Annotated in this window: 18 protein-coding genes; 4 read left to right on the top strand and 14 right to left on the bottom strand. The window is 45.0% G+C overall.

What is annotated here, in order from left to right; genetic code table 11:
* Positions 1 to 379 precede the first annotated feature (379 nt).
* The 8 genes from gmuD to IEW67_RS09955 form a co-directional block, all read right to left on the bottom strand.
* Positions 380 to 1,780 (bottom strand): 6-phospho-beta-glucosidase GmuD, encoded by a 1,401-nt coding sequence (gene gmuD / locus IEW67_RS09990; RefSeq protein WP_188632927.1) that lies wholly within the window; start codon positions 1,778 to 1,780, stop codon positions 380 to 382.
* A 12-nt stretch (positions 1,781 to 1,792) separates the two neighbouring features.
* Positions 1,793 to 2,692 (bottom strand): ROK family protein, encoded by a 900-nt coding sequence (locus IEW67_RS09985; protein WP_188632926.1) that lies wholly within the window; start codon positions 2,690 to 2,692, stop codon positions 1,793 to 1,795.
* A gap of 60 nt (positions 2,693 to 2,752) precedes the next feature.
* Positions 2,753 to 3,568, bottom strand: a complete 816-nt coding sequence (locus IEW67_RS09980; protein ID WP_188632925.1) for a MurR/RpiR family transcriptional regulator — start codon at positions 3,566 to 3,568, stop codon at positions 2,753 to 2,755.
* Positions 3,569 to 3,621: 53 nt separating this feature from the next.
* Complete coding sequence (locus IEW67_RS09975; RefSeq protein ID WP_188632924.1) at positions 3,622 to 6,270, bottom strand: glycoside hydrolase family 38 N-terminal domain-containing protein; 2,649 nt, start codon at positions 6,268 to 6,270, stop codon at positions 3,622 to 3,624.
* Between the two features lie 20 nt (positions 6,271 to 6,290).
* Positions 6,291 to 6,743 carry a PTS sugar transporter subunit IIA gene (locus IEW67_RS09970; RefSeq protein ID WP_229671735.1) on the bottom strand — a complete coding sequence of 151 codons (453 nt, stop codon included), beginning with the start codon at positions 6,741 to 6,743 and terminating at the stop codon, positions 6,291 to 6,293.
* A gap of 12 nt (positions 6,744 to 6,755) precedes the next feature.
* Positions 6,756 to 8,222 carry a PTS fructose transporter subunit IIC gene (locus tag IEW67_RS09965; RefSeq protein WP_188632922.1) on the bottom strand — a complete coding sequence of 489 codons (1,467 nt, stop codon included), beginning with the start codon at positions 8,220 to 8,222 and terminating at the stop codon, positions 6,756 to 6,758.
* 490 nt (positions 8,223 to 8,712) lie between these two features.
* On the bottom strand, positions 8,713 to 10,185 hold the full coding sequence (locus IEW67_RS09960; protein WP_229671734.1) for an alanine/glycine:cation symporter family protein: 1,473 nt from the start codon (positions 10,183 to 10,185) through the stop codon (positions 8,713 to 8,715).
* 306 nt (positions 10,186 to 10,491) lie between these two features.
* The gene (locus tag IEW67_RS09955; RefSeq protein ID WP_188632920.1) at positions 10,492 to 11,235 is read right to left on the bottom strand and encodes an IclR family transcriptional regulator; all 744 of its coding nucleotides are present in this window, start codon (positions 11,233 to 11,235) and stop codon (positions 10,492 to 10,494) included.
* A gap of 145 nt (positions 11,236 to 11,380) precedes the next feature.
* On the opposite strand from IEW67_RS09955, the gene IEW67_RS09950 reads away from it, so the two are divergent.
* The 3 genes from IEW67_RS09950 (at position 11,381) to IEW67_RS09940 (ending at position 14,809) form a co-directional block, all read left to right on the top strand.
* Positions 11,381 to 12,235, top strand: coding sequence for a dimethylarginine dimethylaminohydrolase family protein (locus IEW67_RS09950; protein ID WP_188632919.1), 855 nt, complete (start codon positions 11,381 to 11,383; stop codon positions 12,233 to 12,235).
* A gap of 104 nt (positions 12,236 to 12,339) precedes the next feature.
* Positions 12,340 to 13,110: a dimethylarginine dimethylaminohydrolase family protein gene (locus tag IEW67_RS09945; protein ID WP_188632918.1), complete on the top strand. Its 771-nt coding sequence runs from the start codon at positions 12,340 to 12,342 to the stop codon at positions 13,108 to 13,110.
* 97 nt (positions 13,111 to 13,207) lie between these two features.
* A complete protein-coding gene (locus IEW67_RS09940; protein ID WP_188632917.1) occupies positions 13,208 to 14,809 on the top strand; it encodes a M20/M25/M40 family metallo-hydrolase in 1,602 nt (533 codons plus the stop codon).
* A gap of 605 nt (positions 14,810 to 15,414) precedes the next feature.
* On the opposite strand, the gene IEW67_RS09935 is transcribed toward IEW67_RS09940, so the two are convergent.
* From IEW67_RS09935 to IEW67_RS09915, 5 genes are all read right to left on the bottom strand, one after another.
* A complete protein-coding gene (locus IEW67_RS09935; RefSeq protein ID WP_188632916.1) occupies positions 15,415 to 16,116 on the bottom strand; it encodes a LutC/YkgG family protein in 702 nt (233 codons plus the stop codon).
* Entirely contained in the window at positions 16,109 to 17,548 is a 1,440-nt protein-coding gene (locus tag IEW67_RS09930) for a LutB/LldF family L-lactate oxidation iron-sulfur protein (protein ID WP_188632915.1), read from the bottom strand. Before IEW67_RS09930 ends, IEW67_RS09935 begins: the two co-directional genes overlap by 8 nt.
* Positions 17,549 to 17,565: 17 nt before the next feature.
* On the bottom strand, positions 17,566 to 18,282 hold the full coding sequence (locus tag IEW67_RS09925) for a (Fe-S)-binding protein (RefSeq protein WP_188632914.1): 717 nt from the start codon (positions 18,280 to 18,282) through the stop codon (positions 17,566 to 17,568).
* Between the two features lie 31 nt (positions 18,283 to 18,313).
* On the bottom strand, positions 18,314 to 19,033 hold the full coding sequence (locus tag IEW67_RS09920; protein WP_188632913.1) for a FadR/GntR family transcriptional regulator: 720 nt from the start codon (positions 19,031 to 19,033) through the stop codon (positions 18,314 to 18,316).
* A gap of 172 nt (positions 19,034 to 19,205) precedes the next feature.
* Complete coding sequence (locus IEW67_RS09915; protein WP_188632912.1) at positions 19,206 to 20,780, bottom strand: L-lactate permease; 1,575 nt, start codon at positions 20,778 to 20,780, stop codon at positions 19,206 to 19,208.
* A 353-nt stretch (positions 20,781 to 21,133) separates the two neighbouring features.
* On the opposite strand from IEW67_RS09915, the gene IEW67_RS09910 reads away from it, so the two are divergent.
* Entirely contained in the window at positions 21,134 to 21,883 is a 750-nt protein-coding gene (locus IEW67_RS09910; RefSeq protein ID WP_188632911.1) for a hypothetical protein, read from the top strand.
* A 302-nt stretch (positions 21,884 to 22,185) separates the two neighbouring features.
* Here the strand turns inward: IEW67_RS09910 and IEW67_RS09905 are convergent, their stop codons facing one another.
* Positions 22,186 to 23,160, bottom strand: coding sequence for a P1 family peptidase (locus IEW67_RS09905; protein WP_188632910.1), 975 nt, complete (start codon positions 23,158 to 23,160; stop codon positions 22,186 to 22,188).
* Positions 23,161 to 23,425: the final 265 nt, after the last annotated feature.

The following is a 23,425-nucleotide window of genomic DNA, read 5'->3' as shown; positions in this document are numbered from 1 at the left end:
TTCCTCATTCCGCTATTCGTGTGAAAACAGGGCAAAACTATCGCGGCGGTTTTAGCCGATCAGGGCCCACGGGAGATAAAGGAAACACTTTAGGAGCGCAAGCGAATCGCTATTGACTTATCGAGGCGTCACGCTACAGCATTAGTGCTAGAGCCGGACGTGGCAATATTCGACGAAGTATCAATAGGGCTAAAAATTATATACTTTCTGATCTTTCTAGAAAAACTCGGCATTCGCCTCGCCTTATAGCGAATGCCGAAGCGTTTCTTATAAGGTCATCCATTATTTATACTTTCTGACGTTATTTAATAAGTCATCTCCGCCGGTCTATTCCCGCACCTCACACTGGATGGCCGTAACTTATATGAGACCTGGACCACTACGCCTCTTCCCGAAAGCCATTATTCAAAGCAAGTTCCTGAAACCACGACCCGCTCTTTTTAATGTGACGCTTGGCATCATTATCCAAATCTATCGATACCAGACCATAACGATTCTTGTAGGCATTTAACCACGACCAATTATCCATAAACGTCCATACGTGATAACCCTTAACATTCGACCCTTGCTGGATCGCCGCATGTACCCATTTCAAATGCTCCTGGTAAAATGCAATCCGGTAATCATCCTGAATAATGCCATCTTCATCCTTAAAACGGTCTTCATTCTGTACGCCCATTCCGTTTTCTGAGATAAAACATTCAACATTGCCATAGTTTTCTTTCAGATTGATTAGAATATCATAGATGCCTTTTTCATAGATTTCCCAGCCCCTATATGGATTCATCTTTTTCCCGGGCATATCATAAAAATCAAAGAAGTGCTCCGGCATCAATGGGGCGTCCGGATGTGGCATGTACTCTTTTGCTTTGACCCGTCTCGGCTGGTAGTAGTTCACACCCAAAATATCCACCGTATTTTCCTGTAAAAGCTTTTCATCCATTGGTTCTGTGGACGGCAACATACTGTGATCGCTTAGAATTTGCACCAGTTCGTCAGGAAATGTACCTTTCACGGACACATCCAGAAATGATTTGTTGAAAAACAAATCGGCAATCCTGCCTGCTTTTTGATCAGCTGGATGATGGCTTCTCGGATAAGAAGGCGTCACATTTAAAATAATACCTATTTTCCCTTTATAATCCCCGTCTTTAAAGGCCTTAATCGCCATAGCACTTGCAACAGCCGAATGATAGCCTACTTGGACAGCTCGTTTGAAATCCACCACATTAGGATAGTGCGAATCGTACAAATATCCCGCTTCGACCGGTACAATCGGCTCATTCTGCGTAAACCATTTCGTAACCTTACCGCCAAATAAGCTAAAACACGTCTTGGCATAATCCGCAAATGCTTCCACTACTTTCCGGTTTTCCCAGCCGCCCATTTCCTGCAAAACAAGCGGCATATCGAAATGATATAAATTTACAAAAGGCTCAATTCCCGCAGCGATCAATTCATCCAGTACATCATGATAGAATTGGACAGCTTTTTGATTAACCTCGCCCGTTCCATCAGGAATGAGACGTGACCAGGAAATCGACAGGCGGAAGGAATTATGTCCCAGCTTTTTCATCGTTTGAATATCGTCTTTATACCGCTCATAAAAGCGCGAGGTATGTTCAGGACCAACTTGATTGTAAAATCGATTGGGCTCTTGCTGATACCAGTAATCCCAGATATTGTCTCCCTTTCCATCGATATGGGCTGCACCCTCAGTTTGAGTTGCTGAAGCAGCACTGCCCCACCAAAAATTTTCAGGAAATGTATAAGTCGCCATATAAAATGCCTCCTAGCTGTTATGCGATTTAATAAAATGATACGCAGCACCAATTAAATTGGCCTGACTTTTAAATTGACAGGTTCGAATAATCGGTTTTATACTATCCAAATCCATCAAATCCTGAACATCCTCCACCTTTTCAGTGAGAGAAGGGATGAAATCGTCCCGGTGGCTAATACCTCCCCCCACCAAGATACGTTCCGGATCATAGATATGCTGTAAATTATGTATGCCTGCAGCAAGCATAAAATAAAAGTCGTCAATAGCTTGCCGGCATATGTCATCTCCCTCTTCTGCCCACTCAAAAATATGTTCACCGGAAATGTCCCGGTCAGTCATGTCTTTTTCTTTGGCAACTTTTCGGATGAGGGCACTTGTTGAACCTAAATGGCTCCAGTGCTCCACCTGCTTGTTTTTGGGATCGGCATATAATATGGCATAGCCAAATTCACCTGCATAAAGGTTGGCACCGCGATACAAGTCACCATTAGAGATAACGGCACCGCCAATACCGGTACCGATCACAAGCGTTAACACTTCCCGGCAGCCGCGGGCAGCGCCTTTCCACAATTCGGCCAACGCTGCACAATTGGCGTCATTTTCGACGGCTACCTGTTCCCCTGTCCGTTCTTCCAGCAAATCCTTTAAAGCCAATTGATCCAGATAAGAAATCGCGCTTGTTCCTTCAACTTTGCCATTCGCTGTAATAGTGCCGGGGCAGCTGACTGCGATACCCTCTATATCACTATGACGCCGAAAATCATCGCTAACCTCCAGTACAAGGTCCACTAAACCTTCCAATGAAGCAGGTGTCGGGACTTTGTCCGCCATAGAAACGCCTGCATCCTCCCGCACCAGCGCATATTTGATAAACGTTCCGCCAAAATCAAATGATAGATAGTATTTCATAGATGACACCCCCTGTTTCAATCACTCGTTTAACCCACAATATCTTGCGTTACACCACCGTTATTTGTCATATTTATTACCTTGCAAGTAGGCGGATTCAGTTCCCACCCATTTTTTGATATCCTCCCGATACATCCGAATATATTGCGAGTAGATGAAATCGATAATAATCAACAAAGGAATTTGTGCCGATATCTGCCCGGCTTCATTGGGGTTATGGATATGGGACGTTAACAGACTGACATCTGCTATATCATTGACGATATCCCCTGATTCATTTGCGGTAACGACAATTAAATCAGCACCCTTGGTCTTGAGTTTTTTCAGTGATTGCATGACACGATGATTCTCACCGCGTAATGAAAAATAAATCACCAGATTATCCTGATTTAAAAGCGAAGAGATCATTTCAATTGATTCGTAATCCCTTACAACTTCCACAAACTTGCCAACCCGTGTGAAGCGGAATTTAAAATCTTCTCCCGCAATAGCACTTAACCCCAAACCGTAAACATGAATGATTTTTTGACTGTGAATATATCTGCTTGCTTCTTTTATCTTCTCGATATCGGCTTTTTCATCAATGGAATTAATGAGTTCTTTATATTGAAACTGGAGGTTGCTTGTCACGTCATGGATATCATTTGAATAATCCAACAAAGCCTCGCGGTAACAATAAATAAACGCCTTATAATTATCAAATCCAACCTTTTTGCAAAACCTGGTGATTGAAGCAGTCGATACATTAACTTCCTCAGCAAGTTCAGACTGCTTCAACGGTTTCTTGGCCTCTAGAAAATAAGCAGCAATTTGCTCCTCCACAGCCGTAAACCTTAATTTAGAACTTTCGATGGTTAAAAAGATATCATGATTCATCACATCTCATCACCCGTTCATCAGACCAGATACAGGAGCCATATCGTCCGAAATCAAAATCGAATATAAACGGTCTTGATTTCCTTTGGTTTAAAACCGCCCAATTGAATCGTTGGATCCCTATATCTGCTGCTTAATTCCTCGTTTTCAGCCATATTGATGACATGCCAATAATCAATTTGCTGCCGGCAAACCATCTCACCGCTATCATAAACATCTTTATCTGCCGGGTTAAAAAATCGAACAACAAGCCCGGTTTTATCACGCGCCATCTTCACAGAGCTTAATACAATATGTTTGCTATGACTGGCATCAAGCAGTGACAATGTATCAGGTACTGTCTCGCTTAATGGCTGCATGACAAAGTACTTCAACGTATTCGTAAACGCGTTTAAGGATTGATGTTGGTAATAAGGGACTGAAACAGCATAATGCTGATAATGATCGAATGCATCAGCCGCATTAAAATTCCGGCCAACAACCAATGACCATTTAAATGTCATATGTTGCTGCATTTGACTGTCAGGTGTCTCAATGTACCGGAATTGATTGCCTGATGCAACACCCGGCCGTCTGATCAGATCCGGTTTTCCAAGATAGCCGACAGCCCGAAATAATGTCAGGGCAATTCCTTTCCCATCTGACCCTACGATTTCATATTCCTTCATGCCTTTTGAAAACGCGGTAATACTTTTCCCGCTATCATGCACATTGACGAAATTCAGCATCGGATAAATGCCAGACGGTTCCTCTTTCCAGCCTTTTTCGCGCCAATTTTCCAAGTTAGGATCTCGAACAGGCCGGGATATGGTACCAAAAGGAGTGTCGGCAATGCTTTCATCTGTTTTAACATCTCCATTAACCACTAAACGCATCCGATGATCAAAAGCCTTATTTTCCATGTCAAGCCGGACATTGATCGATTGATCATCCGTTCTAGTGGAAATAGTACATTCATAAGGTATTTGGCTATTAAATTGACCTTCAACCCGTTCCGTCAGATTCAGTGGCACATTAAAATAACCTGATAAGGTGATAGAACGCTCTATTTTCCCTTGTTCGGCTTGCGCATTAGCATTGGAAAAGTCCAGTTTCAATACGTTGTCATGCATAGGCGGAGAATAATCATAGTTATCGCCATCATCTCCGCTATCTTCAAGGAATAGAAAATCTCGGTACCATATGTCAGTCACTTTATCAAAAACGTCTACCCTTCCATCTTCGCACATAATCTTATAATAGTCATTTTCGATAGACACTGGTTCGCTACCTATCATGTCGTTTTGCTCCGGAGAGGCAATTTCTCCCTGTTCCCCCTCCACAATATCCAGGACATCATATCCTAATGGCTCCAATGTGACAGGGACCAGAATTTCCATTTCGTGATATAACGATTCAGACGCAGGCTTTACATCCCTGCGAATCGGATCATTCGAGCATTCCGTCATGTTCACGAGTTGATAGGGAATCTTCTCACCTTTATGATAAATCGCAAAATCAGAATTGACCAATGAAACCTTTAAATTCAGTCGTTTCTCTTTTCGTACAGGCAGTGTATTAAAAACAGTCATTTGGTTAGGCTTAATATTTTCCCGGGATTCGCTGATTTTCCTGGTGAGATAATCGATCAGTGAATAGGATAGCTCATCCGCTTCGGTTAAACGCTGTAAAATAGATCGATTGGTTTTATCACTATTACAGCCCCCGGCGCTATCATGCGCATGATTTCGTAATGTCAGTTTCCACACCTTATCCAGTAAGTCCTGTTTGTAGGGAATCCCGATATGATCCGCAATCGCCATTAAAGGCTCTACCTGATAAATTAACCGGCGCTCCACCTTATCATTCAAATACTTATGATCATACCTGGTTGAATAAATGGATCGATGAATCTTGGATACTTGCGCATTCAGCAATTCACCTTGAACGGAAGGCAAATCCGATTTTTCCTCCATGATGCCTTCAAACAACTTATCATAATGACTTTCAATCAGTTCATCGTCTTCCAAGTTCTCATTGAAATGATGCATTCTGTCTTTTAAATTCATGTCAACATAACGCTGATCCCCGCCAATCGGCAGTGCCACATGAGAGGACACCGTGTCTGTTTTGATTTGTTCCATTAAAGCATGAACGTTGTCATTTTCAATAAGTTGGACCCCTACAAAATAACCATCTTTGATATTATAAGCCATAACACGGCTGCCATCTTCGGACTCCCAGAAAAATTCTCTTTGTTTCATGGTGTCCGACGATAATCCACGCCAAAAAACAGCTTTATCAATCCCCATCTGGTGACATATTTTCGGCATATCAATTGATTGACCAAAGGCATCGGGAATGTAACCGAGTAAATCGGTCCCCCCGAACGTATTCCCTAGCTCCATTCCAATCTGTAAATTTCTAACCAATGACTCCCCGCGTACGATCATTTGATCAGACTGTGTATACCAGGGTCCAATTTTTAGCTTACCGTTCTCAACAAGCTTCATAAACCGCGCTTGCTTATCAGGGTTTGCCTCTAAATAATCCTCAACAATACTCGTCTGACCATCAAGCATGTAATAATCCAAAATGCCTTCTTCCAGTGCCGTTATGACCTCGTCCACGTGATAGCATAATTGTATGAAAGATTCATTACTTGTAAAGTACCACTCATAATCCCAATGTGTGTGTGCAATAACGTGAATTGTATTTTTCATTTTAACACCCTGGCTTTCTATTAATTGCTAAGTTCTTCCAATTTATTCTGGATAATGTGATATAGATCTTTTTCTGTATCAGCTGTTAAGATCGACTGTGTGAACTGTTCATCAATTAATGCCCGTGATAGAGTGCTGAGCACTTTCAAATGGTCATTGTTTTTCCCATCCGGAATGGCCAAGGCAAATGCCACATGCACGCCTTTTCCATCCATCGACTCCCATTCAATAGGATTAGAAAATTTGATCAGCATTAAAGATGGATTAATGACGGTTTTATGCTTGCAGTGCGGTATGGCCACCCCATCTTTAAAACCGGTCGTCACCTCTTTTTCACGTTTTTTCAAGCCTTTGTAATAGGATTTTGAGGATGTCACAACCCCCTGCTTCTCAGCAAAAACGGCAATATAGTTCAGCGCCTCATCCTTTGTTTTCACCGAGGAATCGAAAACAATATGATTGATATGAAACATGTCATGCACCAATTAATCCACCCTCTTTTTTGTAAATCCAATAATTAACGCCGTGACAAGCACACCTGCCAACACGCTGAATATCCATGTAACGAACGGAACGGGCTGCTCGATATAACCAACAAACGTCCCAAGCGGCGACCCGATACCTCCAAAGAATTTAATGCCCAAACCTGCTGCCAGTCCGCCTGCAACAGCTGATCCTGCCACAAACGCCGGAATCATACGGACCGGATCCTGCGCAGCGAATGGAATAGCGCCTTCCGTGACACCTACAATCCCCATACCAAAGGCACTGTTCGCTGAAACTTTTTCGGTTGGAGAAAATTTCTTCTTAAAAAGAATAGATGCCAGCCAAATACCTAATGGGGCAACAGAAATAGCTGCCTGTGTTGCGGTTTGCGGAACAAAATTAGCGCCTTCCACGCCGTATTTAGCTATGGTATCTGTGAAAACAGCCGTACCGAACACAAGCGCCGTTTTATTAAATGGCCCGCCTAAATCAAAACCAACCATCGCGCCAATAATAACCCCTACAATCACGGGAGCTGAGCTGTAATTTTCGTTTAATGTCGTCAACCCATCATATAGAAAGTCCATCATAGATGCCATTGGATTCCCAATCACATATAGGACAAATAATGAAATTAACAGGGTGCTGACAAATGGAATCAGCATAATCGGAACAATTGGCTGAATCAGTTTTGGATACGGAATCTTCTTCAGCAATTTCACAAAATAACCGGTTGTAAAAGCAACCAGTATCGCTCCTAAAAAACCGCCGCCAGCATCGGCGCCCAACATTTCGGCATCATTTGCAATATAGGTACCGATCATAGCTGCAGCAATGGCTGGCTTACCAGCGATGGAATTTGCTACAAATCCTGCAAACAGCGGAATCATTAACAGGAAACCAACCTGGCCAATATCGAATAAATTTGACATCAATTCACCCATCACGGTTGATTCATTAAAACCCCAATCAACAATCCGGCCTGCCTCATCACGCTGAAATGCTGACACATTTGCTATGGCTAAGATCAGCCCTGAGGCAATGACCATCGGGATCATGTAAGAAATACCTGCCATGATATGCTGGAAAAAACCGCCCTCTTCCGTTTTCCCCATCTTAGCAACCCCAGCTTTTGTGCCTTTTTCGCCATAAACTTCAGCACTCTCTAGAGCGGTTTCAAGCACTTCCTGAGGATTCCTTATTGCTTCTGATGCCTTAACCCGCTTCACGCGTTTCCCCGTAAAACGCGTCATATCAATATTGATTTCCACAGCTAGAATAACAACGTCTGCATCTTCAATCTCTTGCTGAGTCAAACCATTCTCGACACCAATTGAGCCTTGTGTCTCAACCTTAATATCATAGCCCTGGTCCTCACCGGCTTTTTCCAGCGACTCAGCAGCCATATATGTATGAGCAACACCAGCGGAACAAGCAGTAACCGCAACAATCTTCTTTTGAGACATTTGACAACCTACCTTTCTGATAATGTATTGTCTTTAGAAAAACTCGGCATTCGCCTCGTCTTATAGCGATGCCCGAAGCTTTTCTTATAAGGTCATCCATCATTTATACTTTCTGACGTTATTAAAAACCTTTCAGCATAAATTAATTGACGCTGTGCGCTTTTTTGTCCTCCTTCACCACCTATTATTCAGAGATTCATATTTGACTAGTTATTGTCAGTGTATAACGAAGAGTTGACCCTGAAAACACTTTCAATAAATGTTGTTTAAAGTATCTTTTTTCATGCATTTTTTGAAATTACTTTCAATCCCCCGCTGGGAAATGACCACAGCCGGTTTGTCTATCGCGTACAAGCTGCTACCCACAATGTCATCTCTGAATCGTGTTGGCACAAGGACAATCACCCGAACTCGAAGCCGATACAAGCCCTGCACACAAAAATTGGCATCCGCCTTTTAATAAAGACAGATGCCAAATGCAATGGCATAATTACGCTTGCTTCTTCTTCTCCGTTACTGCTCTATTTTCCTCATCATCATAAAATACTTTAAAATTCGGATCGAGCGCTCCCTTGTGCAAATGTCTCGCTTTATAGTCTTTTAGCAGCGCAAAGAACTTTGGACTCAATATCAGGATAGTGATGACATTGGCAAAAATGGGCAAAGCTGTTGTCATGTCAGCGAATAGCCAGACCATCGTTCCTGGCATGCCAATGGAAACAGCAATAAGCACCAGGATAAAACCCGGAATTGGATAAGTCCACTTGTAAACCGACAAGATACGTTTTTTCCACCTGGATTCACCTAATAGATACCGCAAAATCACTTCGATTTGAGCATAGATACCGGATGATGTCGTCAGTCCAAACAGCAGAACGCCGATAGCAATTATCATCCGTCCAATAGTGCCCACACCCCTCTCGAAAGCAGCTAATGTCAATTCCGCTCCATCCAAGCCTGTCGTCCAAGCACCTGTTACGATGATAACAAGTGACGTAATGCTACAAATCACGAACGTATCGACAAACACCTCAAAAGCACCAAGCATACCCTGACGGATAGGATGGTCAGTTTTTGCTGTCGCGTGAATCATAGCAGATGATCCCCATCCCGCCTCATTCGTGAAGACGGCTCTGGACATGCCGGTCTTAATTGCTACAGCAACGGCTGCCCCGGCAAAACCACCTGCCGCGCTCGTACCATTAAATGCACTGTTCACAATCAGTGCAAACGCCTCAGGCAGTACATTAATATTAATGGCAAGAATATATAATCCCCCTAAGATATAAAAAACAATCATGAAGGGTACAACTTTGACTGCAATTTTCCCCAATCCTGAAAGACCGCCGCTGATCATGACGTACAGGAGCACCGTATAAATAAAACTGACCCAAACGTGATTCATCGAAAACGTCGTAGCAACTGCTTCGGAAACGGTATAATTCTGTACAGTCAATACAAATCCGGTTCCAAAGCCAAAGATAAAAATGAAATTTAATACTTTATAAAGCACTTTATGATTTCGTTCCTCATACAAACCTTTTCGAATATAATAAGTTGGACCGCCATATGCTTCACCGTTTTTATCCCTGGAACGATAATGTACAGAAAGAGAAACTTCGGTCATTTTAATCAGTTTTCCAACCAGACCGGCTATCCACATCCAAAAAACAGCACCGGGACCACCAAGCGCAATCGCCGCTGCCACGCCACCAATATTACCGACACCAACAGTAGCACCGATGGAAAGGCTGACCGCTTCAAAAGGCGACAATACGCCTCCTTTTTCCTGTTTGCCCTTTGACCCTTTGATATCCCGGAAACTTTGCCTGAAAATGAGCGGCAAACGGTGAATTTGAAAAAAGCGTGTTTTCAACGTCAGAAAAACCCCTGCTGTCAAAATAATAATGATGAGCGGCATCCCCCATAAAACGTCCTGTACGATAAACTCGACCCAGTTCACAGTAATCTCCCCTTTATATGTCATCGCTTACATTTTCCGAATAACGGAAAAATATTCTGACTAATGAAATCGGTGGTCTTATTATAATGGATAATGTAATTGGAATCAATGAAATTTTCTGATTTCATTTAAAACTCAAAATGCAGAATTGATAAGACAAACCAGCAAATTTATCCAAGCAGGCGATAACACATATAAGTAAAGTCATGAAGCCATCTACCATTTTCCAATCCAAATAAAAAGGCGCTCAGCATTCTCTGCCAAGCGTCTCTTTTACGGCCTATATTCACATGATCGTTTCCCCATTCAGTTCAACTGTTGGCGGCCAAACGTGCCAGTGATTTTCCCGGCAGCAGCTCTAACCTTATCGGCTAAATATTCCCTGCGTTCTGCAGTCAAATTAAAATTAATAACGCGAATGCCAACCGCGCCGTGCACATCACCGTTCAAATGGGTAATGGGCGCCGCAATGGATGTCGTGCCTTCGATTCGCTCATTATCACTCTCGGCATACCCTTTTTCCCGGACTTCTTCCAAATAATTCTGGAAAGCAACCTGATCATTTTTCGGGAACAGCCGGCGAATACACGCATTCCGCTCGGGCGGCGCCTTGAACGCCAGCATCACATGATTGGCAGCGCCGGTATCCATCGGGATGCGAAGCCCAATTTTGTCATAAACACGAATGGCACTCGAAGTATCATCAATCCGTTCAATAATCATCGACTCATCGTTCATCGGTTTATATAAATACACACTTTCCTGCAGCTGCTTCATCAAATGCTCCAGCACCGGCCGCATCTGACTGACATAATCAATCGTGTCATAGATTAATAGACCATATTCCAGCCAGATACTGCCGATTCCATATTGCTTTGTCCGCTCATCTTGTTCGACCATCCGATGCCTGATCATCGCTTTCAAAATACGGTGTAGCGTGCTCACCGGAAGCCCCGTATCCTCAGCCAGTTCCGAAATTGTCAATTTATTTTCCGGTGAATTTTGCAGCAGAATACTTATAATCGTCATCGCCCTATCAATCGACTGCATCCTAAACCAACTCTCTCATCTAATGATAGCGTTTCATATTGACATTATAGCAAAGACACCTCTATAATGAAATTACTAATTTTCAATAAATGAAAAACTTTTTCATTATACGGAATAAAGGAGGGATCTTATTTACTGCACATCAATGTATGATCAACTAAAATGCGTCATTGTAAAGCACCCGGAACAAGCGTTTATTAGCCAGTCAAATCTGGTGGACCAGTGGCAGACATTTAATTATATTGATGTTCCCGACTACGCCGAGGCGCTGGAAGAGTACCGTGAATTTATCCGCATGCTGAATACACACGTGGATCAAATCGATTATTTGCCGGCCTCCAATCAGACCGGGCTTGATTCAATTTACACACATGATCCGGTCAAATTCACCCACGACGGTGCCATCATCCTAAAATCGGGCAAAACCATCCGGCAATCAGAAGCAGCAGAAATGAAAACGCATTTAGAAAAACAAGGCATTCCGATCATCGGTGAACTTACCGGGGATGCGGTCAGTGATGGCGGTGACATCGTCTGGGTGGATAATCACACATTAGCCGTCGGTCTTGGATATCGCACCAACCGTGAAGCCATTCGGCAGTTAAAAAAGATAACCGAACCATTCGTCAATCATTTTATCGAAGTGCCGCTGCCACATGACCGGGGCGAAGATGAATGCTTACATCTCATGTCAATTATAAGCATCGTCGACCATGACCTGGCCGTGGTCTATTCACCACTGATGCCGATCTTTTTCCGTCAGTATCTGCTCGAACAAGGATTTACACTTATTGAAGTGCCCGTCGCTGAATACGAAACGCTCGGCTGCAATGTCCTTGCCCTCGCACCGCGCGTCTGCGTGCTGCCGGCAGGAAATGAAAAGACCAAACAGAAACTCGAACATACTGGGGCAACTGTTTACGAATATAAAGGAAACGAAATCTCCTATAAAGGTACCGGCGGCCCGACATGTCTGACCTGCCCGGTTATTAGATACTGAAAAAACACAGCAATACAGACAGAGCAAGCTAACTGTGAAGTGATTGTTTGACTCAGTTATTTTGAGTCAATCTTTTTCTACCATATTACGAGGGGGAAATATGAATGAACTTTTCCAATGTTATTGTCAAAACACCTGGCAAAAGTTATACACAAGGACTGTCGACATCCAGCCTTGGCATACCGGATTATAAAAAAACGCTCAAGCAGCATGCCGCGTATGTGGATGCACTGCAGCAGTGCGGCGTCGAGGTGACAAAACTTCCGGCAAGCGAGGATTTTCCCGATTCTACTTTTGTGGAAGATACAGCCGTTTTAACAGAAGAATTTGCGGTTATCACGAATCCCGGCGCCACTTCCCGCAACAGGGAAAAAGTTTTGATGGAACCCGACATCCGCAACTTTTACCAAACCATTCATTATATCAAATCACCCGGAACGCTCGATGGCGGTGACGTACTGCAAGCAGAAGACCAAGTTTACATCGGTATTTCCGATCGGACAAATAATGCAGGTGCCCGACAGTTCAAAACCATCGTTGAGCAATTCGACTATCAGGCAACTATTATCCCGTTAAAAGCATTTTTTCATCTAAAAACAGGAGTCGCCTACCTAGGAGATAATCAAATGGTCGTCGCCGGGGAATTCATCGACCATCCGGACTTTGCATCCTATGATAAGCTAATCATAAGTGATGAAGAGGAATATGCTGCCAACTGCATCCGAATCAACGATAACGTCATCATACCGGACGGCTACCCGGAAGCCAGAGACAAAATTGAAGCCGCCGGATACCCGACCATCGCACTCGACATGTCCGAATTCAAAAAACAGGATGGTGGACTGAGTTGCCTGTCTTTACGATTTAAAGTCTGATGAATCACCGTTTACAACCCGGAAACGTTCTTTTTATAGATTTCATTATAATAAAACGAATCAGTGGAAAAAGGCTGATGCCGAGAGGAGAATTCTGATGGAAAAGAGGAATTGGAGTGACCCGAAAGACCTGGAAAACCTGCTTTGTCAGCTGGTGAGCTGGAATAGTGAGACATTTTCAGATGGGGAAAAAAGCTTTCCGGTAAAAGCGCACGACAAATTGAGCGTCCTTGCCCATTTTCAGGAACATCCAGACCGGATCAGCCTGCACCAAGCTGATCTTGGGCGTTCGTATTTAACTGCCCTGTATAAACACGGCAACATACAGCAAACCATCGTCCTAATCAGTCATTTTGACACCGTACAGACTGAAGAGTACGGTGATCTCCAGCCACTTGCCTGTAACCCGGAAAAATTGACGAAAGCACTGCAGGCTTACAAGGTGATTCTTGATCCGGACGCCGTCCACGATCTGGAATCCGGTGACTATTTGTTCGGGCGCGGCACAATGGATATGAAAATGGGACTCGCAATACACATGGCGCTTTTAGAAAAAGCAAGTACCGAACAATGGCCAATCAACCTGTTGCTAGTGACCGTGCCTGATGAGGAAGTCAACTCATCCGGCATGCGCAGAGCTGTTAGTACCATGGCTGATTTACAGGATACATATAACCTTGATTACGAGCTATTTTTGAACAGTGAGCCATCATTCACACAAAAGCCCAGCGATACGAATCATTATATTTATTCCGGCACGATGGGCAAAATCATGCCCGCCACCTTGTTTTATGGTAAGGAATCTCATGTCGGCGAACCGCTGAAAGGCATAACAGCCAACTATATTGCATCCTTTTTCACCCAGCGTATGGAATGGAACCCGCGCTTTCAAGAAGAGCATCTCGGCGAGCTGACACCACTTCCTGTTTCCCTGCAGCAGCGCGATTTAAAACAACATTACTCAACACAGACGCCAGCACGCGCCCAAGCCTTATATAACATCTTCCTGCTGCAGCGATCTGCCGGCGATATCATGGATTTGTTCGAACAAACGGCCAATGATGCCGCCGAGGCTTGTAATGCTGCTTATCAAAAAGTTTGCGAACGCGAACAAACAGACGGCATCGGAAATGTGCGCGTCCTGCGATACGACCAGCTCGAATCCTATGCGCGCCAGCAATACGGTGATGCCTACGTCAAAAACATCCAAGCCGAGGTCAGTGCGGATAGTGAACTGGATGAACGCGACAAATCATTCCAAATCGCCGACCAGCTCATGATCGCCTGTCAGGAGCTCGCCCCAGCAATCGTGCTCTTGTTTGCGCCGCCATTTTACCCGCCCGTGAATACTTCGGAAGAAACTCTGACCAATAAAGCAATCCCGCTGCTGGAAGAGACGGGCAAACAATATGGTATTGAATTAGTGCCAATCCATTATTTCAACGGCATCTGCGACCTCAGCTATGTCAGCTATCAGGGTGCAGATGACGGCTGGGTAAACTACGAAAAAAATTTACCGGTCTGGGGAAAGGACTACCACATCCCATTCGACATTATGCAAAACCTACAAGCTCCTGTACTCAACGTCGGCCCATTCGGCAAAGATCCGCATCAAATGACCGAACGCCTGCACAAACAAAGCGCATTCCACCACACACCTGCCATGCTCGAAAGCCTGATCAAACGGCTATTCTGCTGATCGGATATCACTGGACAAAAACGCACGGCAGCAAGCCCCCACCGCCCAAGTTCAGCGCGCTCTCGCACGAGTTCAGGGTGCTCTCGCACGAGTTCGGGGTGCTCTCGCACGAGTTCAGCGCGCTCTCGCACGAGTTCGGGGTGCTCTCGCACGAGTTCGGGGCGCTCTCGCACGAGTTCGGGGCGCTCTCGCACGAGTTCGGGCGGCTCTCGCACGAGTTGCGGCGATTCTCGCACGAGTTCAGCGCGCTCTCGCACGAGTTGCGGCGCCTCTCGCACGAGTTCAGCGCGCTCTCGCACGAGTTCGAGGCGCTCTCGCACGAGTTCGGGGCGCTCTCGCACGAGTTCAAGGCGCTCTCGCACGAGTTTAGCACACTCTCGCACGAGTTGCGGCGCCTCTCGCACGAGTTCGGGGCGCTCTCGCACGAGTTGCGGCGCTTCTCGCACGAGTTCGGGGCGCTCTCGCACGAGTTGCGGCGATTCTCGCACGAGTTGCGGCGCCTCTCGCACGAGTTCAGCGCGCTCTCGCACGAGTTCGGGGCGCTCTCGCACGAGTTCGAGGCGCTCTCGCACATCTCCAGTGTATCAACCACTCCTTACCAAACACTAAGCATCCAACACCACAATATGAACAGCTTTCACCGGGCCATGAACGCCGACAACCATGTTCATTTCGATGTCGGCGCTATTGCTTGGGCCGGTGATGAAGTTAATATAGGGGGAAATGTCTTCTCCATCGTCAACATGTTTATGAATCGTGGCAGTCGCTTGAGTCATCCGCGGCACGATGGTTGACTTCGGAACAATAGCTGCATAGGTAGTTGGCAGCAAGCTGACGGACCGAGCGATATTCCGGCCGTTAAATTGTGTGATCGTCCCTGATTCGGCAAGGCTGGCGTCACTGAACAGAAAACCGATATTCGCTTGCTTCGCCTGTTCAATGCTCGCTGAACCTGATCCGGCATCCCATATATGCACATCATTTGTGGCCATAACAGCATTCAGGCCAAATGCCTTAAAACGCTCATCATCTGTTGCAACCATTGGTGCGCCGCCATAGGTTTCCATGACATACACAATGGTTTGTTCAAGTTGATCCATTGTCGTCTCCAGGACATGTGTGCCTTTCTCCTCACTATTTTTATGAAAAAGCGCACACAGTTCATCACGTGTGTGGTCCTGGTAGACCGCCCACTGCGGCTGATGCTCCCAATCAGGACGCGACACGTTCGTTTTGCGTTCCCGCCCAAGCTTATCAGCAATATTCCCTAAAAATTTATCCCGATTATGAATGGTGCCTTTATGCATTGCGGCTGTCTCCTTTCTTATGTTCCTGGAACCATTTTCTGAAATTCTCATTACCCGGCGCTGGGAATTCCCTTATTTTGGTCCAGAGCTTCATCGGACCGGGGCCATTTGATATAGAACCGTCATGAACAAAAGGCTTTGCAAATGTCGGGGCGCCTTTTGTCGCTATTTTGAACAATGACGGTGTACTCGCGCCAATGCCAAAGGCTGTCATGGCTGCTTTTTCGCTTTTTTCCGCATAGTTCTCTTCAACATAAATTTCGCGATGCCTGATGAGTTGCTCATGCAATGGAATTTTCACCGGACAGGCTTCGGTACACGCAGCACAAAGACTGGATGCATAAGGCAGTTCGCCGTATTCTTCATAACCGCCCAATATCGGTGAAAGCACAGCGCCAATTGGCCCCTGATAAATGGAACCGTAAGCATGGCCGCCGATGTGCCGATACACCGGGCAAACGTTCACACAAGCGGCACAGCGGATACAGTGAAGGGCTGACTGGAATTCGGTTCCAAGTGCTTTGGAGCGGCCCCCGTCCACAATGACAAGATGAAAGTCTTTCGGCCCGTCAACACTCTCCGGACCAACATCCGGTGTCACGTTCGTTACATATGTGGTGATTTTTTGACCAACGGCACTTCTGCTCAGCAGGTTCACCATTACGTCCAAATCCTCCCACGTTGGCACCAGCCGCTCCATACCCATGACGCTGATTTGCGTTTCCGGATAACTGGTTACCATGTTGGCATTGCCTTCATTCGTCACCAGGGAAACCGACCCCGATTCAGCCACACCAAAATTGCACCCGGTAATGCCAATATCAGCATTCATAAATACATCCCGCAACTGACTGCGCGCAAATGCCGTCAGTTCCTCCGGCTGATCAGTCCCGGTGTAGCCGGCCTTCTCCGTCAATGTATCACGGATTTGCGATTTGTTTTTATGCAGTGACGGCACCACGATATGAGAAGGACGATCGTCTTCTTCAGCCTGCAAAATATATTCCGCCAAGTCGGTCTCATGAACCTGACAGCCAACTTCTGACAAGGCTTCATTCAACCCGATTTCTTCTGTCACCATTGATTTGGCCTTCGTAGCGTTTTTAGCATTCTTCGCTTTAACAACCTGCTGTATATAGTCGTTCGCTTCCTCTGCCGTTTCCGCAAAAAACACATTCCCGCCGCGTTTGGCAACATTTTCACTGAGTTGTTCGAGATAATAATCAAGATTTTCCAATGTATGCCGGCGTATTTCCTCACCGGCACTGCGCCAATTTTCCCAGTCACCAATCGCCTCGTCGCCTTCTGTTGCAGCAATCTTTTTGCCTCTTAAACCATCCTGGGCGTTGGCCATCGATTGACGCATGAATGTATCATCCAATGCATCATCAACCCGATCAAAAAAGGGCTTTTCACCAATCTTCATCGCCACATCTATCGTCCCCTTTCCTAACGCGAATTTAAAATCTGTGCAATATGTTTAACAGTTATCGGTTTCCCTTCACGGTCAATCCGTCCTTTTATGTTCATCAAACATCCACCATCAGCCGTGATCAAAACATCTGCACCTGTCTCTTCCACGTGACGGACTTTTTCATCAACCATCTGCTCGGAAATCGGCACCATTTTTACAGCAAATGTCCCGCCAAAGCCACAACAGTCATAATTATTTTCCAATGGCAACAGCTCCAAGCCCTCTACATTATGGAGCAATTTGAACGGGGATTCCGTTTCCTTGAGCAACCGCATCATATGGCATGACGTGTGGTAGGTCGCTTTCGCATGATAAACGGCCCCAAGATCTTCAATTCCCAGAACATTGACAATGAACTGGGTAAATTCATATGTGTTATCGGCCACTTTTTGAGCCCTTTCCTGCCAAACAGCATCCTCCCGGAAAAGACCGGGATATTCCTTGAACATACCGGCACATGATCCGGAAGGTGTGACAATATAGTCCGATGACTCAAACGCGGAAATCATCTGTTTCGCCGCTTTTTGTGCATCTTTTCTATAACCACTGTTATAGGCCGGCTGACCGCAGCAAATCTGTCCCCGCGGAAAGTCTATTTCACAGCCGAGACGCTCAAGCACTTCAACCATATCTTTCGCAGCCTCCTGATAGAACAGCTCTCCAAGGCACGTGACAAACAATGATATTTTCATAATATCCTCCCCTATTCAACTCATGCGAGCATTACTCCAATGTTTCGTCGATATACTGAACCAATTCCCTATTGACCTCATCCAAATGTGTATACATGTGTTCATGCGCTTCTTCCGGTTTCCGGTTCTTAATAGCATTAAAAATCCGCTCATGTTCCATATATAATGTCTCAGAACGATTTTCAGAATACAGCAGCACTTTTCGTGTTTCACGAATCGTTTCAGAAATAAGCCCTGACACACTGCTTATGAGATTTAAAAGTAACTGATTGTGCGCTGCATGCGCGATAGCAATATGAAAATCCATATCAGCACTCGCAGCCAAATCTTCATCTCCCTTGGCATTTCCCATCACAATCAGAGCCTTTTCGATCGGTATTAAGTCTTCTTCATTGTGAACCTTAGCAGCAAGACTGGCCGTGCCCACTTCTAAAATCTTTCGAAGTTCATACAGTTCCTTCACATCATTTTTCTTCATCAAAAAAGCAATCGTTACAGGCAGCGAGAATTTTGAAGGATCGAACGACTTCACATACGTCCCCTCACCTTGTTTCATTTCAAGAAGACCCATGGAACGTAAACCGCTTAACGCTTCCCGTATTGCCGATTTACCAACATCAAAGTTAGCTGCCAATTGCTCTACAGACGGCAGCTTTTCACCTGGTTTTAATTGTGTGTTCCTTATTTTATCAATAATCGATTCGGCGACTTCCTCGTAAATTTTTTTGGTTTGTATCTTTTGATACGCCATATCCTGCCTCAACTCCTTATCATTTGGCTCCATTTTACTGGAATTCATGAATTTAGAATAGCGCTCATTGCCAGGGTATTGAACCAACTAATTTGTATAATTAGAAAAACTCGGCATTCTCCTCCTAGTGTGTACCGAAGTTTTTCTTAAAAGGTCATCCATAATTTATAACCTATAACGTTATAATAAATCCGGAAAAACCGGCCAGTAAACCATACAAAATAGCTGGAATCAGCGTTTTTCGAATAATGTCTCCTTCCTTGCCGGATAACCCCACTGCACCACTTGCTGCAACGACATTATGAACACAAATCATATTACCTGCACCCGCACCGATTAACTGCGCCGCCAAAACCGTGTTAACGCCAAACCCTGCCTGTGTTGCCACATTGTACTGTATGGGACTGAACGTTAATGTTGAAACGGTGGCGCTCCCTGTAATGAAAGCACCCAGTTCACCTAAAAATGGCGCAACAAAAATCCAAACAGGACCTAAAGAATTTGCTAATGATTCAGCTATATGCTGCGGCATACTGACCAAATCATTCATGTTCATGCCTGAGTTAACAAATACTTGGACCATAATCAATGTTGCCATCAAGGAAATCGTTGTCATTTTCATTGTTGCTAATGATTCCTGTGAGGCATTTGTGAACGGTCGAAATGTTTTACGCTGAATGGCAATCGCACTTATAGCCGCAAGAACCAGGACGGTACCAGGTGAATACAAAAACTGCCAATCAGACGTAATACCTTCCACTCCTAAAATATTGGACCACGAAAAGTCAATTGCTGAGGTGGTGAACGTTTGAAGCCATGGTACAATGCGTGTAAGCAGAAGCAGAACAACAACAATTATGTATGGCGACCAAGCCGTTATAATCCCTAAATCGGATTCTTTATCGACCACCTGAAAGTCATCCCGTAAAGCTGTCTTCCATTCTGTTTTTGGCAATAACAAACCTTTGTTAGCGGTATATGCAGCAACAATCAGACCGGTCAGTGAAGCTAAAATCGATACAAATTCATAACCGAACAATGACGCATATAATAAAGCCGATCCCGTATATACGAGTCCTATCAATAAGGTCCAAGGCAGAAGAACAAATGCATCCTTTATCCCCTTACCAAAGAAACTGGTCAATATAACGATTAAAATAAATGGAATAAACGTCCCTGCCAATAAATCCATCGATGTAACAGAAACGGCAATGTCCTGAAAAAACCCTTCACCCGCCTTTGGATTATTACTCAAGCCAATCGCAATTGGTGTACCAACCGCCCCAAAAGCAACAGCTGTACTATCAGCGATCAGTGCAATGGTCGCTGCTGCCAGTGGACTAAATCCTAATGCAAATAAGAGTGGCCCCGTTACCATAGCAGGCGCACCAAAACCCGCAGCCCCCTCAATCAGGGATCCAAACAAAAATGCGACAATAATAACTTGTACACGCATATCACCGGAAATACTCTGGAATCCTTGATTAATTCGATCGACTGCGCCAGTATTACGAAGAGTATTCAATAAGACCAATGCACCAAACAATATCCATAGTATGGTTAATGCTTTATGGATGCCTTGTAATGATGAAGAAGCAATGACATTCGCCTCCATCCCCCAAACGGTGAAGCCTAATACGATAAGAATCACAGCACTCACGCTCATCCCTTTAGCTGCCGGCATTCTTAGAATAACCAAAAAAAGGAATGGAAAAATAATGGCGCTTAAAGCAATAAGTAAATACATCTTATAAGTCCTCCTCCCATTTTCAACCTTTAGCCACACAAATAAACCGCTTACAAAATGATGCAGTGATAAGGTCATCAGATGACTAAATTCTAAAATACTATAATTTTCAAGAAGTTTCAATACATTCATAGAATTCATCGTTAGGGCATTCGCCTTGTCTTATAGCGAATGCCGAAGCTTTTCTTATAAGGTCATCCATAATTTATACTTTATGACGTTACAAAAAAGTGCTGAAGCAGGAAGGTGCGGCGCCTTCCTGCTTCAGTTCTGCATATCATATCATGCACTTATCAACTTCTTTGTCAGACATAAGCTGAACTGTCTGCCTTGTTCAGATAATGGTCAATGCTGTGAATCAGCACCCAGACATTTTGCTCCCGCACGAGTTCAGCGGGTTCTCGCACGAGTTGAGGCTGCTCTCGCACGAGTTGAGGCTGTTCTCGCTCAAGTTCGGTCGGTTCTCGCACGAGTTGAGGCTGTTCTCGCTCAAGTTCGGCCGCTTCTCGCACGAGTTGGAGCGGTTCTCGCTCAAGTTCGGCCGCTTCTCGCACGAGTTGGAGCGGTTCTCGCTCAAGTTCGGCCGCTTCTCGCACGAGTTGAGGCTGTTCTCGCTCAAGTTTGGCCGCTTCTCGCACGAGTTGGAGCGGTTCTCGCTCAAGTTCGGCCGCTTCTCGCACGAGTTGGAGCGGTTCTCGCACGAGTTGAGGCTGTTCTCGCTCAAGTTCGGCCGCTTCCCGCTCAAGTTCGGCCGCTTCTCGCACGAGTTGAGGCTGTTCTCGCTCAAGTTCGGCCGCTTCCCGCTCAAGTTCGGCCGCTTCTCGCACGAGTTGAGGCTGTTCTCGCTCAAGTTCGGCCGCTTCTCGCACGAGTTGGAGCGGTTCTCGCTCAAGTTCGGCGACCTCCCGCACGAGTTCACTCGGTTCGCGCTCAAGTTGACTCCGCTCTCGCACGAGTTCACACGCCGGAACGAGATACGTATTGTCTTTCAATCTATCCCGCCTTCTATATTAAATCACCCAGCGCCATCCATTCAGACTAATCTATTCTGTACGCCTCTTCCACACTCCCATTCTTTATCTAGGAACCTAGGACATAACTAAGATGTACAATGCTAAAGACGAACGATATTCCGCTTGAGCGGAGGAAATATACGCAGACTCCTGCGGGAGGATAGGCATAGGTGAGACCCCGCAGTGCTTCAGCACGAATAAGCTCACCAGCCGCCCGCGGAAAGCGAAGTATATTTCCGGAGCGGTGTATACGCTCTAACTGGTTCGGATTTTTCCTTAATAAAACTACTTTTGTCCAAGACTCCTAGCTAAACGGATATAATAGGCCACATTAGCAAATTAAAACCCCCGCTGATAAAGTGAGCGGGGGATACGAATCAAGTTAAGCAATTTTACGCCTTTTCAGTTCTGTGTAAATCAGAGTAACTGGTAACACCATGTAACGTGGTTGCCATTTTCACTGCCCTTATGACAGCTTCCCCCATTACCTCTGCAGCTAAAAGTCCAACTAAGTCCAAATCACATTCAACTTTATCTGTAGCCAATGTAAAAATGGTATCCCCGTCCACCATAGTATGGGATGGGCGCATCGTTCTGGCAAAGCCATCGTGAGCCATAGCAGCCAGTTTATTGGCTTCTGCTTTATTTAATTTTGCATTGGACGCAATGACGCCAATTGTGGTATTTTCCTGACTTTTATTTTTTTGATTCTCAAATTGTTTAATCATAAATTCCTCAGTATTTATGAAATGGTCGGAATCAGAGAGTGCCCCAGCGATAATCTGTCCTGTTTCCGGGTTAACGACATCTCCAAAACAATTCACAGCAACCATAGCACCGACCATTAATTCGCCTGCCTGAAGACAATATGTACCAAGGCCACCTTTCATGGCCCGGTCCATCCCCAGGACTTTTCCAACTGTTGCGCCTGTCCCTGCGCCGATAGTCCCCTCTTTACAATCCGATCCGGAAGCATTTTCGCAAGCTTGCAAACCCATTTTTTTATCAGGTCTCTTTTCATGATCCCCTATACCCAAATCAAATAGTATGGCACCTGGTACGATTGGAACATTAGTCATTCCAACATCAAACCCCGCCTCGTGACTTTCCAAATACGCCATCATGCCTGAGGCAGCATCTAATCCAAAAGCACTTCCACCGGATAATAAGATCCCATGTGCCTTATCAACCCTATTTAGTGGCGAAAGAAGGTCCGTTTCACGCGTTCCCGGTGACCCGCCTTCTACATCAACACCCGCTATAGCTCCTTCTTCACATAAAACAACAGTACACCCCGTAGCCCCTTTATAATCCTGTTCATGACCAACTTTTATGCCTTCTATATCAGTCAGCTTTCTTTGTAACATTAGGATTCCTCCATTCATAATCGTTTTTAACCAAAGACGAATATTGCCGACATAATGTACGATAAGATTCACATTGCAACTAGACCGTGATATAACTGATCTATGTGGATATAGTTATTAGATGACCCAAAATGAAATCACCCCAAAGCACATACCTCCCACAAACCAATGAGCAATATCTCTTGCCATGCGATTTTACCAGCATAACATCAACATGAGTGCGCCTTTTGTTCTGGATACTATTAATCAATGAATCACGATATGA

The sequence above is a fragment of the Lentibacillus kapialis genome (assembly GCF_014646635.1).
Taxonomy (GTDB): domain Bacteria; phylum Bacillota; class Bacilli; order Bacillales; family Amphibacillaceae; genus Lentibacillus; species Lentibacillus kapialis.
This window is presented reverse-complemented; position numbering and strand designations above follow the sequence as displayed.